Origin of the sequence: Hydrocoleum sp. CS-953 (assembly GCF_002260545.1) — a bacterium.
GTDB lineage: Bacteria > Cyanobacteriota > Cyanobacteriia > Cyanobacteriales > Microcoleaceae > Trichodesmium.
In genome coordinates, this window is the sequence record NZ_LGSU01001475.1 from 1 (window position 1) to 17,237 (window position 17,237).

Genomic DNA, 17,237 nt, shown 5'->3' on the forward strand with positions numbered 1-17,237 from the left:
ATAGGAATCAGGAATGAGATGTAAGAAAAACTGTAGGGGTTTGGTTTCCAAATCCCATTATTTTAACTATGCTTTGGAGACCAAAACCCTACGATAAAATCTTACAACCTATTTACTGGAGTTTAGACTAACTATAGCTGATAGCTAAATGCTTACCAAGAGATAATTTCTAATTGGTAATTAGAGATAGTTTTCATTATCCACTATCCATTATTTATTATTCATTATCAATTAAATTAAGTACGGTTTTAACCATAGGTAATTATCCATTATTCATTATCCATTAATAAAAAGTATGTTATCCTAAATAAGCAGAAATTGGTAATAGTTACCGAAAAATAAAGGTATAAAGCCTTCTCTTTCAAGAGAAAAAGCGGTCGTTTGCGGAGCATTCCGTTAGGATGGGATGGATGGGTTACCTAACCATATCCAATCGACCAAGAGAAAAGTGTTAGGATATTTCGTTATATTCAATCCTCTTGATTTTCCTTGAGGTAATTATCCATTATCCATTATCAATTATCAATTAATTAATGATGTGAAACCTAAACTTTTAAACAATCGCTATCGAGTTATACGAGCCATCAGTAGTGGTGGATTTGGGGAAACCTTTTTAGCACAAGATACCCAAATGCCTTCTGGTCGCTACTGCGTAATTAAGCAACTTAAAGTAGTTACAAATAATCCTGATATTTACCAAGAGGTACTACAACGCTTTCAACGAGAGGCGGCCATTTTGGAAGAATTAGGGGAAACTAATACTCAAATACCTAAATTATATGCTTATTTTAGCGATACAGCAGGTCAATTTTTCTTAATACAAGAATGGATAGAAGGAGAAACCCTAGCAAAAATAGTAGAAACTAGAGGCAAAATGACAGATAGTTATGTTCATAAAATCCTGATTAGTTTACTATCGGTTATTAATTATATACATAGCAAAAATATTATTCATCGGGATATTAAGCCGGAAAATATTATTTTGCGTCAAGCAGATGATTTGCCAGTTTTAATAGATTTTGGGGCAGTAAAAGAGTCTATTTCTACAGCAATTAATTCTGAAAAAAATACACCTGTTTCTATTATGATTGGTACTCCTGGATATATGGCTTTTGAACAAGCTGCTGGACGACCAGTTTTTGCCAGCGATTTATATAGTTTAGGATTAACAGCTATTTATTTACTCACAGGAAAAATTCCTCAAGATTTGGAAATGGATTTACAAACTGGAAAGATTATTTGGCAGCAATATACTAATAATTTAACTCCTAAATTAGCAGGAATTTTAGATCGGGCAATTCAACCTAATATTAGCGATCGCTTTGCTACAGCTAGAGAAATGTTGGAAGCTTTACAGTCTGATTCGATTCAGGTTTTTACCAATGAAACAAAACAGTCTTATTCATCCTTAGTAGTTGTCAATAATTCTGACAAAACAACAAGTTTAGNGCAATATACTAATAATTTAACTCCTAAATTAGCAGGAATTTTAGATCGGGCAATTCAACCTAATATTAGCGATCGCTTTGCTACAGCTAGAGAAATGTTGGAAGCTTTACAGTCTGATTCGATTCAGGTTTTTACCAATGAAACAAAACAGTCTTATTCATCCTTAGTAGTTGTCAATAATTCTGACAAAACAACAAGTTTAGATTCACCCATAGATAAATATTTAGAACTACCTTTAACTCAACTATCTATCATTCGCAGAAATTGGCAGAAAACTGCAATTATTAGCAGTGCTATTGGTAGTTGTTTTTTGATTGGTATTTTGCTCAAAAATATCTTGATTAAATCTCCCCAACCAGAATTAGAAATACCAACCTTTCCCACACCACCTACCACAGAATTAGTAACATCAATTTCTCAAACAGAAGCTAAAGAATTAATCCAGNTAACTCAACTATCTATCATTCGCAGAAATTGGCAGAAAACTGCAATTATTAGCAGTGCTATTGGTAGTTGTTTTTTGATTGGTATTTTGCTCAAAAATATCTTGATTAAATCTCCCCAACCAGAATTAGAAATACCAACCTTTCCCACACCACCTACCACAGAATTAGTAACATCAATTTCTCAAACAGAAGCTAAAGAATTAATCCAGAATTGGTTAAATGCAAAAAAAGATATATTCGCTCCTCCCTATAATCAAAAACTTGCTGCTGAATTGACAACAGGAAAAGTATATGATACAATTATGTCCTCAAATGGAGCGATCGCCTGGTTAAAAGAAAACAATGCTTACTATCAGTATGGAGTTCAAAAAATAGACAGTATTGAATATTTTTCAACTGAAGGAAATCAAGCAACTATTCAAGTTAAAGTTACCGAAGAATATAAACTATTTAAAAATAAGCAATTAGAAACTAAAAGGTCAGGTTCATCTCAATTAACAGTTATCTATAATTTGCAATTTATAGACGGTAAATGGAAAATAGCTAGTTCTAGAATTATTTAGATAACAGGGAGTAGATTAACCATACATCGAGATGCTAAATTAGGATGAGGATAAATTCAGTCTCAAAACTAAATTTAGAGGAATTATGTCCAATACTGAAATGAGCGATTGGGATATTTCCCAGCTAAATCGTAGACATTTTATGAAACTGTCTGCTGCTGGCGTTGTCTCTTTAGCAGCAATGGAACTATTACCAGAGGCAACCAAGAATGCTAGTGCTGATACGGTAAATGGTAACTTTGAAGAAAAGTATCAAATTTTTGTGCCTGTTGAAACTGCTCGATGGGGTGGCAATCAAAGTGTTACTTTGCGCTCCGGCGATACTATTAAAGTTAAGATTCCCAGACGAGTGACGGAAAATTCCAAGTTGACAGTTAAAGGCGTCGGTCTTGCAGGAAACGACGTGACTCTAATCTGTCATACTCTTTACGATACCAATGGAACAACTGCTGACAGTATTAACGAGGAAATAAATCAAGCTAACTTCATCAAAAAGGAACTGACGACAGACCGTTGCCATACCATTTACGAATCTTTGGAAAATGGTAAGTTTGTTCAAGATTTAGTGGCATTAGATTTGCTGGATTATGTAATAGAATCTTCCAAACTAGATGAAGACATTAGCCAACGGTATTCGATCGCCAGTAACAATTCTCGTTTGAAAGGAATAGAAGAGGCGATCGTAGATACCTTGGCAAAATCTAAGTTACGCAAAAAGAGGAAAAAGTCTATCAAAGGAACTTACCAATACATTCGCGCTGGCGAACCAGTTCCAGATTTTGCAGCATTAACAGATTTGAATGCTATTGTTGCGGGTTCTAATCTTCCAGAACAACTGAAGCAACTTTACTTAACAGCAAGCGCTAAATCTAAGGCAGTTACCGTGGACGTTATTATTCTTCAGTTGATTAAGGAAAAACTGAACGGTCAAAAAGAGGATGACTATTTATCAGTTTGGGAGAAAGTNCGCTGGCGAACCAGTTCCAGATTTTGCAGCATTAACAGATTTGAATGCTATTGTTGCGGGTTCTAATCTTCCAGAACAACTGAAGCAACTTTACTTAACAGCAAGCGCTAAATCTAAGGCAGTTACCGTGGACGTTATTATTCTTCAGTTGATTAAGGAAAAACTGAACGGTCAAAAAGAGGATGACTATTTATCAGTTTGGGAGAAAGTTCGCAATGGCGAGAAAATTTCTGACGGAGAGGAAAAAACTTTAGCATCCCTAGATGGATTTATAGAAAATTCTGATATTTCAGAAACCAGCAAAGCGCTTTATTTAGTAGCCAGGGTCTTAGGTGAAAAAGGTGACTCGCAAAAAGATCCTCTTCAGGAAGCGATCGAGAGCAGTAACAAACTCACGGACAAGGAAAAACATATCTACAATCTGGCTTACAGTCTAGCTGTTAAGGGCGAGTCAAACGAACAAACCGAGGCGGAAGTTGTCCAGTATGCAGTAGCTACATTCCACAGAGATTTGAGTGAAGCAGAGGAAAAAGCAGAGGAACAAGACTTTGCTGAATATGTAAAACCTATAGCGGCTAAATTGATGAAATGGCTCATCGCCAAAGCTGACATTCCTCCAAGTTACCAATGGGCTTCTTTTGCACTTGTCGGGCTAGTTACTGAACAGAAAGGGTCAGATGTAGCATCGGCAGCAGCAGCATTAGTGCCTACAACAACAAGCGTTCTCAGTGTCTTGGGGGCAAAAGCGGGAACTGGTGTTGCTATCAGTAGTTTAACTGGCAGTGCTGCTACCACTGCAACTTTAGCTACTTTAGGAGGTGGATCTGTTGCTGCTGGAGGTTTGGGAATGTTGGGTGGCTTGGTAGTAGTAACTGGTGGTGCTGCCTTGATTGGTGCTGCCGGGTTGCTGTCGGTTGCTCTACTAACCCGAATGGACGGAAAAGACTATGTAAACTTGGGAATTGCAGGAACAGTAGGAGTGTTAACCAGTGCAACTGTAGCCCTTGCTGTTTGGACTGGTGCTGGTGCTTTGGGTGTCGCAGGTTCTCTATCGGGGGCAGCAGCGATTACTGCTACCATCTCCGCTCTGGGTGGATTAAGCGTTATGACTGGCGGTGTGGCTTTGATTGCCCTTGGTACTGGCTTTGCTGTTTGGTCGGTTCTCAAAGGCAAAAAGTCAAAGGGCGATATCTTCAAGGAGTTAGAATCTTGTGCTTATATGTTAACCGAACCTAGTGACGATCCCTTGGTTGATTTCATTCAAAAAAATTTGCCCAAAAAGTATGAACACGAAGACCTATATCTAGCCCCTGCGATTCCTCTGGACAAGCTTTACAATGCCATGTCTATGTATGGGTATCTCGATCCGGGAGAAAAAATTCTGGCTTTAATAGATACTAGCGGAAATCACAATGCTAAAGACGGCATCTTGCTAACAGATCGCAAAATCCTATCAAGGGCAGCATATTCAAATGCTGACTATACGAGTTATTCAACATTAAGCTGGTCTGAAATTTTTCAAGTATCTAATACTATGCTAGAGAGCTACAGCGACGCAGCAGAGTTTGCCCGTTTCCTAATAAGACTCCAAGAACAGGTGCAAGGTTAGGCGATCGCTCTAAAAAATCATACCACTAACGAAACCTGAAAGCAAACTTATATCATCAGAACTTACGCATTATATCATGTTCGGATAATCACTTATAATAAACTTATTGCGACGGGAACGGAGTGGAAGCAAGCAATCTCAGGGGTTTGAGATATCTCTTCCATCTATATCCTAATCATAACTATTCAACCGAACATGATATTAGGTACTAGAAACTAGGGTTTGAGATTGCTATCCGTTCCGGACTGCTCCGCAAACCCTATCGGTTGCTATCGCAAAGCTGTCGCTTTTTCCTGACGGAATGCTCCGCAAACATGTCGCGGAGCGTTAACGGAGTTGTGCGCCAGCTAAACNTCGCAAAGCTGTCGCTTTTTCCTGACGGAATGCTCCGCAAACATGTCGCGGAGCGTTAACGGAGTTGTGCGCCAGCTAAACGCAATGACGAAAATATGTTGTACTGCGTAAGTCCTAATCATTTTCGATTAAATATTTACAGCGGTTTTCATTTCAGTCAACCACAGTAGGGACGTTCCATGGAACGTCCCTACAAAGTTTTGTTTGTGACGATGTGGTTTATCAATATGAAAAACGCTGTATTATAATTAGAAGCTCTCGTAGTATTGCTCTAGCCTTATCTGTAGTTAGGGCTAGAGCAATACCACAAACAAAAACTTTTTTATAAGTGATTATCAGAACATAATATTATTCAAAAAAGAATGTTTGGTATGATAACTGATAACTGATAACTGATAACTGAAATGACTAACTATTTATCAACATATTTTTTAGTATCTCATGGTAGTCGCGACCCACGACCAAAGCTAGAATTAAACAAACTAGCTGAACTTTTATCTGGACAAATACCTTTAAGTAAATATTTCAGGAAGCATAATAATATACTAAAATCTCCTGTAATTACTACAGGTGTATTAGAACTTGGACCAAAACCTTTACACCAACAAATAGAGGATTTTTGGGAATATACACGATCGCTCAATATTACTCAAATGCAAATAATACCTTTATTCCTTTTACCGGGAGTTCATGTCACCGAAGATATTCCCGCAGAAATTGAGATATTTCGAGAGCGAGTAAAAACAAGTGCTCCCCAGAGATGGTCTTGCAGCACGAAAAGAGTAACTTGAAACTTGAAAATAAATTAGAACTTANATATTTCAGGAAGCATAATAATATACTAAAATCTCCTGTAATTACTACAGGTGTATTAGAACTTGGACCAAAACCTTTACACCAACAAATAGAGGATTTTTGGGAATATACACGATCGCTCAATATTACTCAAATGCAAATAATACCTTTATTCCTTTTACCGGGAGTTCATGTCACCGAAGATATTCCCGCAGAAATTGAGATATTTCGAGAGCGAGTAAAAACAAGTGCTTCCCCAGAGATGGTCTTGCAGCAAGAAAAGAGTAACTTGAAACTTGAAAATAAATTAGAACTTACGCAGAAACCGGGTTTATCCAGGAAACTTCCAGAATTGAAACACAATAAACACAGAAATAAACCCGGTTTCTTGTTTGAAGAAATTAATACCCCTGTTAAAATCAATTTGCCTCCTTATATTGGTTCCCATCCAAAAATGGCAAATCTACTAGCGACCAAAATAACTCCTGTGACTGCTGACGCTTGGATACTTATTTCTCATGGTAGTCGTCGCTCCGGTGGTAATGACGTCGTGGAAAAAATATCCCAGTCCCTTGCTAGTAGTTGCCAAGTTTTGGTGTTTACTGCTTATTGGAGTGTTCCTCCTGACCTCAAGTCTAGGATTGAGATATTAGTTAAACAAGGATATCGAGAAATTGGAATTTTGCCTTACTTTCTGTTTAATGGGGGTATTACTGATGCGATCGCCGATAGGGTTAATCAACTATCTCAAATATATCCTAATATTAAGTTTCATCTGACTACTCCTCTTGGAGCAACAGAGGAGTTAGCAGAGTTGGTTTCAGATTTGCTCGAAAGCGGTTACAGCAGTTTTCACGTCAATGAACCACATTAAAAAAATAATAACCCAGTAGTGGACTGTTTCATCTAAAATGGTGCGTTACATTATTGGGGGGCGGGTTTCTACAGATGGAATAAACCCGCCCCTACTATTGCACAATAGTAGCTAAAACAATCCAGTAGTAGACTGACACAACTAAAATGGTGCGTATTTATTTTGGGGCGGGTTTATTCCATATAATGTTTAAACTCGTTAATTTAACGTAGAAACCCGCCCCTACTATTGCACAATAGTAGATGAAACAGTTTAGTAGTAGACTGACACAACAATTTAACGAGGGAACCCGCCCCTACTATTGCACTATTTAAGGTGTGTCACCCTACTACAATTTTGCTCAGAAACCTGGTTTTTCCTAAATGTATATTATGAAAACAGCAATTTATCCGAAAAACCCGGTTTCTTTGCGTGTAAGACAAGATAGTTGTCATTATCAATTATCAATTATCCATTATCCATTATTAGTTATTCCCGAATTATATGAAATCATCTATACCAACAGAAACAGACCTAGTGTTAATAGGAGGCGGTCATAGTCATGCGATCGCTATCCGCAAATTTGCTATGAACCCCATACCAGGAGTTAGACTAACCCTCATCACAGATGTATATCACACTCCCTACTCTGGAATGTTGCCTGGATATGTGGCAGGTTTATACAACTTCGACCAATGTCACATCGACTTGCGTCCCCTCGCCAAATTTGCTGGCGCTAGAATATTTGTAGACCGTGCTATAGGTCTAGACCTGGAGAAAAATCAGGTACTCTGTGCTAACCGCCCCCCTGTAAATTTTGATTTACTTTCCATTGATATTGGTAGCACTCCCGCTAGTTTGACTGTACCCGGTGCAACAGAATATGCTATTGCGGTCAAACCTATATCAAAATTTCTCACCTATTGGCATCATATCACGACAATGGTTTCGGAGTCTCCCACACAGAAAATGCGGATCGGAATAGTCGGTGGTGGTGCGGGGGGAGTAGAGTTAGCTTTTGCGGTGGAAAGTCATCTCCATCAGATTTATCGCAATGCTAAACAACCTACTGATAATTTGTCATTGCATTTATTTCAGCGGGCGACAAGACTATTACCTGAGNTTTCTCACCTATTGGCATCATATCACGACAATGGTTTCGGAGTCTCCCACACAGAAAATGCGGATCGGAATAGTCGGTGGTGGTGCGGGGGGAGTAGAGTTAGCTTTTGCGGTGGAAAGTCATCTCCATCAGATTTATCGCAATGCTAAACAACCTACTGATAATTTGTCATTGCATTTATTTCAGCGGGCGACAAGACTATTACCTGAGCGTCATCGTTGGGTAGGAAAGGAAGTTGAGAAAATTTTGAAAAGTCGCGGTGTGGTATTGCATTTAGAGGAAAATGTTGGGGAGGTGGAAAACACAGATTTTTCCACGGATGCGGGGATGAATTATGGAAAAACTCAGGCAACAAGCGATAGTAATTTTGCCACGGATAGTGACACTGATTTTGACACGGATGAACGGATTAATTATAGGAAAACTCAACCAACAAGCGATAGTGGTTTTGCCACGGATGAACGGATGAATTATGGTAAAACTCAACCAACAAGCGATAGTGGTTTTGCCACGGATGAACGGATGAATGCTGACAATGATTCTGCTACAGATGCAAGGATGAATGAAACGCCTCATTCTTCCTACTCTACTCCCAAAATTATTCGTTGTGATTCAGGTTTGGCAGTAGAATGCGATATTCTGTTTTGGGTGACTCAAGCATCGGCAGCACCTTGGTTACAACAAGCAGGTTTGGCAACAGATGCCAGAGGTTTTATTTTAGTCAATGATAAATTACAGTCTATTTCTCATCCCCAAGTTTTTGCAGCAGGGGATGTGGCAACAATGGTTAATCATTCTCGCCCTAAAGCTGGTGTGTTTGCAGTGCGACAGGGAAAACCTCTGTTTGAAAATCTCCAACGCGCTCTCCTGGGAAAACCGCTCAAGTCATTTATACCTCAGAAAAAGTTCTTGATTTTGATTGGCACTGGTGACGAACGGGCGATCGCTTCCCGTGGCAGAATAGGTGTTGGTCCCTATCAGTTTCTGTGGCGTTGGAAAGACCGCATTGACCGTAAATTTATGGATAAATTCTCTAATCTGACAATGGAAAGCAGAATGGAGAAAGCAGAAGGCAAAAAGAAAGATTTCCCGATGCACTGTGCTGGTTGTGGAGCAAAAGTTGGTAGTCGGGTTTTGGAGAATGTGCTGCACAAAATTCCACAGGAAATACAAAGGGATGATATTTTGATTGGTATAGATACGGCTGATGATGCTGCGGTGGTTAGGGTGCCAACTGATAAAGTGATGGTCCAAACGATAGATTATTTTCGGGGGTTGGTGGATGACCCCTATTTGTTGGGAAAAATTACAGCTAATCATTGTTTGAGCGATTTATTTGCTATGGGAGCGATGCCTCAAAGTGGATTAGCGATCGCTACTATTCCCTACGCTGCTCCGACTAAACAGGAGGATAGTTTATATCAATTGTTATTGGGAGCAACGGAAGTTTTGAATCAAGCGGGTGCTGTATTGATGGGTGGTCATACAACAGAGGGAGAGGAACTTGCTTTTGGTCTCACCTGTAATGGTTTAGCATCACCAGAAAAACTATTGTACAATAGAGGGATGCAACCGGGAGATGTGCTGATATTAACCAAAGCTTTGGGAACAGGAACATTATTTGCTGCGGATATGCGTCTCAAAGCAAGGGGACGTTGGATTGAAAGTGCTATTAAATCAATGTTGGTTTCTAATCAGAATGCTGCCCAGTCGTTATTAGAGTATGGTGCGACTGCTTGTACCGATGTAACTGGATTTGGATTAGTCGGACATTTGTTGGAAATGCTGAAAGGGCAAAAAGTAAGTGTGGAATTGGATATGGAAGCTATTCCTGTTTTGCCAGGAGTAACTGAAACTTTGGCAAAAGGTATTTTTAGTTCTCTGTATCCAGAAAATCTGCAACTATCTGCATCAATTGAAAATCGGGAACAGGGGAGTCTGCATTCTGTTTATCCGTTGTTGTTTGACCCGCAAACTTCTGGTGGGTTGCTTGCTACGGTGCCTGCTGAGTCGTCGAGTGCTTGTTTGAATGCGCTGCAACAGGAATATTCTGAAAGTAGGGTTATTGGGCGAGTGTTATTGTTAGAGACTAGAATGCTGCCCATTAAAATTAATTTTTGACCAAGAAATAAGGTACTGAAACTAGAGGTACTGATAACTGATAATATGATGTGATCTCAGATTTAGATAATTACTATACCCAAGTCATTGCGACTGGAACGGAGTGAAAGGAAGCAATCTCCGCGCACCCCTGAGATGGCTTCCTTTCGTCGCTGCGGACGACTGTTCAATCGGATTCTATTTAACTCTCTAATGATCTAATTATATCAAATCCGGTTTAACAGTTATAGATTCCTTAAGTCAGGAGGAGTCAGAAGTCAGGAGTTAGTAGGAAAGAGAATTACAAAGATTTAGTAGTTATAATTATTGGAGATTTTTTTATGTCCAATCAAACGAATNATGGCTTCCTTTCGTCGCTGCGGACGACTGTTCAATCGGATTCTATTTAACTCTCTAATGATCTAATTATATCAAATCCGGTTTAACAGTTATAGATTCCTTAAGTCAGGAGGAGTCAGAAGTCAGGAGTTAGTAGGAAAGAGAATTACAAAGATTTAGTAGTTATAATTATTGGAGATTTTTTTATGTCCAATCAAACGAATTTGATATTATAGTCATTCTGAATAAGACTGGGACGAGTGTTTCTTTCCTTGAAAGGGTTTCAGCCAAAAAAGTGTTTCATCCTTATTTGAAATGACTATATCAATTATCCATTATCCATTATCCATTATTAATTATTAATTACCAAGGACTACCAACCATAGTAAACCCCGCCCAATAATAAGGATGAGATAAATCTTGATTATCAAACTCCCCTAAAGCCGATGGTAACACCACTGCACCACGGGCAGCACTTCCCCTTAACTCACCTTCTGCAATAACAACTTCCCCTCGCAACATTGCCAACTGCGCTTGTCTTAACGCCTCCGCTTTAATCTTAGCATCATTCAAATGAGTATAAAATTCTGTCATTAACCCCAATGTACCCTCATCACTCACATACCAAATACTAGCTAAAGCTGACTTCACTCCTGCTGCTACCGCAAACCCCGCAAACCCTAATTCCGCATTTTTGTCACCGACAGCAGTGCGACAAGCGGATAATACCAACAAATCAACCGCAGGCTGACTCCAACCCAACTCCCTAACTTGGTCTAATTTTATTTGCTCGTCACCCCATAACTGAATATAGGAAGTGCTAGCTAAACCTGGTAAAAATTCTGCATGAGTGGCTAAGTGAATAATAGGATAGGGATAATTTTTGCGTTCATTTAATAAATTATTACGAGTAAATTCTTCATTAATAAATTTACTACCTTGCCATAAGTTTTGAGAAATAGTTTCTAACTCTATGGGTACTGCTGGTAAAGGACTTTCAGATGTAAATTGACTGGCTCCCATTGCTAATACTTTAGTATCTTGAAGAGGGCGATAATTAGTATCCATTAAACTCACACTAGGAATTAAACTGAGGCTATACTTTTCAATTAAAAATTGTTCGCCGTCGTGTAAGACTGCCACAGGTAAAGTTCGTAAACCTTCATCCATACTAAATAGTAAAGTATCAATCTGAGCCTCTTCTAATTCTGCTGATATAGGAGCGATTAACCAATCATNTTGAGAAATAGTTTCTAACTCTATGGGTACTGCTGGTAAAGGACTTTCAGATGTAAATTGACTGGCTCCCATTGCTAATACTTTAGTATCTTGAAGAGGGCGATAATTAGTATCCATTAAACTCACACTAGGAATTAAACTGAGGCTATACTTTTCAATTAAAAATTGTTCGCCGTCGTGTAAGACTGCCACAGGTAAAGTTCGTAAACCTTCATCCATACTAAATAATAAAGTATCAATCTGAGCCTCTTCTAATTCTGCTGATATAGGAGCGATTAACCAATCATATAATTGTTGTGCTGGTGTTAGATAACTATCAGTTTCAGAGTTAATTATTTGATGTCGCAGCCTTTTGACTAATCTTTTTAATTGCTTGTGTTTAGCATCAGGAATAGTTTTAATAATTGGCTGACCTGATTTAGTATATAAGATTATTTGTAATTGTTCTGGATAAGTTTTAATATAAACAACAGCAGATTCTTTTCCGGTTTGTTTAGCCATGTCAGTTAAGATATCTCGGACATTTTTTGTGCTGAGAAATTGTTCGTTAAAATCTGTTCCGAAATAATTAGAATATTCGTTGGTACGAGTTTGTTCTAACATGGTTATTACTTGGTTGGAATCCGTGGCAACTGTAAGAGGATTGGTATTAGGAGTATCAATTATTTTTAAGATTTGTTGGGTGTCGGTGGTACTATTAATGGATGATTCTGTTTGTGATTCGGCAGTTGTTGTGTTGGCTGTTTGGTTATTGTTACTAGGGGTTACTGTGGAAATTATTTCGGAAGTTGTAGTTGTTGAAAAAGTGTTGTTTTCTTGGGAGTTTGTGGTATTATTAGTATTTTGATTTGTTCCTTCATTCTGAAGATTGAGAGATTCATTTGTGGGAATAAAGTTATTAGTATTTGGGGAATTACTCTGAGTAGGAATTTCTGCTGTAACAGTGTTGCTCGTATCAGTATTAGTATTAATAATTGTTTCAGTTCCATTAATAGCTTGTACTGTTTGAGTACCTATATTGATTTGCTCGGCTGTATTTTCAACAGTGGCATTTCCATTAATAGCTTGTACTGTTTGAGTACCTATATTGATTTGCTCGGCTGTATTTTCAACAGTGGCATTTCCATTATTTACTTGTACTGTTTGAGACTCAACATCAAGATTACCATCTACTTGATTATTAATCTCCCCATCTCCATTCGTTGCTTGTACTGTTTGAGACTCAGCGTTTAAACTTCCTCCGATGTTAGTATCAATTTGAGCATCTCCATCTCCAGAGATTACAGTTTGGTCTTCACTTGTTACATCTTCCGTTGCGTCTATATCAATACCTCCTGCTTCTCCTTCTGAAGCAATTGAGTTTAAGTCGAGAGTAGTGATGGAACCGTCAGTTGCCTCTNGAATACCTGCACTGGTAGTACCTAAAGAGCTTAAGTTTCCTGTGGTTATTTGACTGCCATTAATTATGATGTTGCCACTAGGGCCGTCTGCTTGTGTCTCAACATTTCCTGTTTCTACTGTTGCTGTGCTACTCTGAATTATCAAATTACCACTTTCTGTCATACCGAAGGATGAGACATCTGCTAATGTTACACTTTCTGGAGCGTTAACTTCTACGTTTCCTCCTCTTCCTTGATTTGAGAATGAGTCAATATCACCACTTGAATTAATCTCACCTATTTCACTATTTACTGTGATATCACCTCCTTCTTTCATTCCTTCTGAACGAATACCACTAATATTAATACTACCTGGGGAGTTGAGGTTGACATCTCCTGCTATTCCTTCTTCTGAATATGTATTTAATGCTCCTGCTGCATCTATACTATTTTCACTCCGACTGTTGATGGTAATATTTCCTCCCTGCTCCATTCCTTGAGACAAAATTGTGTCTGTATGAATATGCCCTGCTGCTGTCAGATTAACATTTCCGGCGGTGCCTTTTTCGGAGAATGTTTCTATGGCTTGGGNAATTTCTCCCTCTTGACTAATAATTTCAATGTTTCCGCCTGTGGTGGGTTTTGAGTCGTTGAGGGCGCTTGCTTCTAATTTGCCTGTGGTAATATTTTCTCTAGCGTTGAGACTTATATTTCCTGTGCCGTCTGGGGAACGGGAGTTTATGGTTCCGGCAGTGGTGTCTATTCTGCTGTTGTTGCTGTTGAGGGTGATGTTTCTTGCTGTTCCTTTGGTTGCTGTTCCTTGGGGTTGGGGGATGAGGGTGAAGTTGTTGTTATTGTTAAATTCTTGTCTTTGTCTGACAAAACCTGATGCTAGATCAATTTTACCTGTTTCTATTGCGCCATCTGCAGTAATATCAATTTTTCCTGTGTCGCCTTCGTCTGCACCAGAAAATATTCTGGCAGTAGTAGTGTTAATATTGTTTCCTGCTTCAAGAATAATATCTCCCCCTTTACCTCTCCTGATATCCCCATCTCCCCTACTCCCCCGCTCCTCTACTCCCCCTCTCCCTTGCTCCTCTGGTGGTTCGGATGCGGAAATAATATTACTGTTTTCTGCAATATTAATGTCGCCTCCTGCTTGGAGGGTAATTTTTCCTCCGTCCGCGTCGGCGAAGGTGTAGATGTTGGTGGTAGTAATATTTCCTTGGGGTGCAGTGAGGTTAAGATTGCCTGCGTCGCCTCCTCCTGAATAGTTAGCAAGAAAGTCTCCATTGCTGGTGTCAATATTTCCGGTTTCTGATGTAATAGTAATTTCACCGCCTTGTTGTTGTCCGTGGGAACTAATAGTATTAGTGTTAATGTCTGTTTCTGCTTGGAGGGTGACGTTTCCGGCGTTTGCTCCTTGGGAAAATGATTGAATTGTTTGGGTGGCGTTTATTTCTCCTTGTTGGCTGGTAATACTAATGTTGCCTCCGTCGGCGGTTTGGGTATTACTGCTTGCTTCGGAGGTAATAATTCCTGTGGTGATGTTGTTTTCGGCTGCGATGTTAATTTCTCCTGCATTTCCAGCATCGGTGCTTTTGGCGGAAATGATACTATTGGGAGCTGTCATTTCTCCGGTGTTGATAATGATAGTGCCTCCATCTCCTCTGCCTTTGGTTTCTGTTAATATTTGACCTTCTAGTTGGAATGTTTGGCTAGGGTTAATGTTGATGGTGCCTCCTTTTCCGCTGTCGGATGTGGATGCCGATATGGTTGTGTTTTCGGCTATTGTCAGGTTTTCGGTTTCGATGTTAATAGTACCTGCGTCTCCACTATCTGTAGCTTCCACTGAGATAAAGCCTTCTCCTAAAATGTTTATATTTTCTGGTGCAAATATATTGATATTGCCTCCGTCTCCTATGGAAGTGGTGCGAGCAGATATGAAACCTTGTTCTGTGAAAGTAATATTGATATCTGAGTCAAATTCCCCTACTCCCCTACTCCCTATCTCCCCTACTCCCCTACTCCCCCGCTCCCCTACTTCCCTATACGGATTAATACTCAGGGTACCGGCGGGAGAATTTCCTGCTGTTTCGGCAAATATTCCGAGTTTTCCTGTGATTTCTAGTTCGTTGGCGTTGATGGTAATATTTCCGCCTGCTTCTGTGTTGGTGGCTTTTTCTCTGGCGGTGGCACTAATTTGGGCATTTTCGCCGATGGTGAGTTGTTGGGTGGTTATTTCTATGTCTCCTGCTTTTCCGGCGCTATTGGTTTCGGTGGTGAGACTTGTGCCTTTTTCTAGGGTGAAGTCTGTGGTGTTGATGTTGATTTGGCCTGCGTTGCCTTTGTCTTCTGTGGAGGCAGATATAGCTACTCCGTCAGATATTGTGAGGTTTTCTGTTTGGATGTCGATAATTCCGGCGTTACCTGTGCCTGATGTTTCTACGGCGATGAAGCCTTGGCCTGATATGTCTATGTTTTCTGGGGCGGTGATGAATATGTTCCCGCCGTTGCCTGTGGAAGAGGTGGAGGCGGAGATGAAGCCGTCGTTGCTGAAGTTGATGTCTATGTCTGGGTTGTTTTTGTATGGTGAAAGAGTGAGGGTGCCGGCGTTTGCGGTGGCTTCGGTTTCGGCGAATATTCCGAGTTTGCCTCTGATGTTGAGTTCCTTAGTGTTGATGGTGATGTTGCCTCCGTCTCCGTCGCTGGTTGAGCCTATTACTACTGTGGCGCTAATTTGGGCACCTTGGCCGATGTCTACGGTAGGGGCTTGGATGCTTATGGAGCCTGGGTTGCCTGCGCCTGTGGTTTCTGTGATGAGGCTGGTGTCTTTGTCTAGGTTGAGGTTGTNGGTAGGGGCTTGGATGCTTATGGAGCCTGGGTTGCCTGCGCCTGTGGTTTCTGTGATGAGGCTGGTGTCTTTGTCTAGGTTGAGGTTGTTGGCGAGTATATTTATGGTGCCTGCGTTGCCTGCATTTTCTCTGCCTTGGGTGCTGGCTTGGAGTTGGCTGTTGTTGGTGAGTTGGATGTCTTGGGGGGTTTCTAGAGTAATAGTGCCAGCGTTTCCTTGGCCGTTCGTGGTGCTGAGGATGTCGGTGTTGTCGAGGGTAATGTTGCCGAGGCTGTAGATGTTGACGTTTCCGGCGGGTTGGTCGCCTTTGGTGTCGCTTTCGATGCGGGCGTTGTTGAGGTTGAGGTTGCCATTGCTGATGATGGAGACTGGGCCTGATTGGCCTTCGGTGGAACCGAAGTCTATTTGTATTGGTTTCTTTTCAGGGATTTGTATAGTTACTTGTTTACTGGTGATAATGGATAAATCACTGAGTTCAAGGTTTCCTTGTGGTTGACTTTCTATTGTTACCTCTCCNCTGGGCCTGATTGGCCTTCGGTGGAACCGAAGTCTATTTGTATTGGTTTCTTTTCAGGGATTTGTATAGTTACTTGTTTACTGGTGATAATGGATAAATCACTGAGTTCAAGGTTTCCTTGTGGTTGACTTTCTATTGTTACCTCTCCTGATTTTTCGTGGGAAGATAAGGTGAGTATTTCTGCGTTAGTGAGGTTGTTGGTGGTAATGTTAACTTCTCCACCATTTCCGGTGTCGTCTTCTCCTACTGAGAATGTTCTGATTTCTAATTGTTCTGTGTTGCCGTATTCTGGAGGGTTAAATTTTATTGTGTCTGCAGTCAAAGTAATAGTTCCTCCATTTCCTAAGTTGGTATAATAGTAATAAGACCAGGAATTGAGCGATTCGGCATTGATATCACCAGTCTGAGTCGAGATAGTGATATTACCCCCATCTCCTCCAAAGGAATAGGAATTGAGCGATTCGGTATTGATGTCACCAGTCTGAGCCGAGATAGTGATATTACCCCCAACTCCGTAAAACAAAGAATAGGAACTAAGCGATTCGGTATTGATGTCACCATTCTGAGTCGAGATAGTTATATCACCCCCATCCCCATAAGACGAAGAGTCAACCGACTGGGTATTGATATCACCAGTCTGAGTCGAGATA

General features: G+C 40.1%; 6 protein-coding genes and 4 pseudogenes. 8 read left to right on the forward strand and 2 right to left on the reverse strand.

Annotated elements, in window-relative coordinates; genetic code table 11:
• Positions 1-538: 538 nt before the first annotated feature.
• The 8 genes and pseudogenes from AFK68_RS40470 to selD form a co-directional block, all read left to right on the forward strand.
• Positions 539-1,448, forward strand: a 910-nt coding sequence (locus AFK68_RS40470; RefSeq protein ID WP_210407732.1) for a serine/threonine-protein kinase, incomplete at its 3' end; no start/stop codon positions are given.
• A 548-nt stretch (positions 1,449-1,996) separates the two neighbouring features.
• Positions 1,997-2,458, forward strand: coding sequence for an ARC6/PARC6 family protein (locus AFK68_RS47300; RefSeq protein WP_371357651.1), 462 nt, complete (start codon positions 1,997-1,999; stop codon positions 2,456-2,458).
• A 3,334-nt stretch (positions 2,459-5,792) separates the two neighbouring features.
• A complete protein-coding gene (locus AFK68_RS32155) occupies positions 5,793-6,179 on the forward strand; it encodes a CbiX/SirB N-terminal domain-containing protein (RefSeq protein ID WP_094678233.1) in 387 nt (128 codons plus the stop codon).
• A 65-nt stretch (positions 6,180-6,244) separates the two neighbouring features.
• Positions 6,245-7,057 carry a sirohydrochlorin chelatase gene (locus AFK68_RS43030; RefSeq protein ID WP_256386701.1) on the forward strand — a complete coding sequence of 271 codons (813 nt, stop codon included), beginning with the start codon at positions 6,245-6,247 and terminating at the stop codon, positions 7,055-7,057.
• A 483-nt stretch (positions 7,058-7,540) separates the two neighbouring features.
• Positions 7,541-8,158 (forward strand): FAD-dependent oxidoreductase (locus AFK68_RS32165; RefSeq protein ID WP_168186746.1); only part of this gene is annotated, 618 nt, incomplete at its 3' end.
• A 58-nt stretch (positions 8,159-8,216) separates the two neighbouring features.
• Positions 8,217-8,459 (forward strand): annotated as a pseudogene (locus AFK68_RS47305) (FAD-dependent oxidoreductase); the annotation flags it as partial.
• A gap of 261 nt (positions 8,460-8,720) precedes the next feature.
• A pseudogene (locus AFK68_RS47310) lies at positions 8,721-9,200 on the forward strand (FAD-dependent oxidoreductase); the annotation flags it as partial.
• Between the two features lie 63 nt (positions 9,201-9,263).
• Positions 9,264-10,280: pseudogene (selD, locus tag AFK68_RS32170) on the forward strand (selenide, water dikinase SelD); the annotation flags it as partial.
• A 681-nt stretch (positions 10,281-10,961) separates the two neighbouring features.
• On the opposite strand, the gene AFK68_RS43035 reads toward selD, so the two are convergent.
• Together AFK68_RS43035 and AFK68_RS47315 are read right to left on the reverse strand one after the other, a co-directional pair.
• A partial coding sequence (locus AFK68_RS43035; RefSeq protein WP_371357650.1) for a CHAT domain-containing protein occupies positions 10,962-11,836 on the reverse strand: 875 nt, incomplete at its 5' end.
• A gap of 1 nt (position 11,837) precedes the next feature.
• Positions 11,838-12,440, reverse strand: a pseudogene (locus AFK68_RS47315) (CHAT domain-containing protein); the annotation flags it as partial.
• Positions 12,441-17,237: the final 4,797 nt, after the last annotated feature.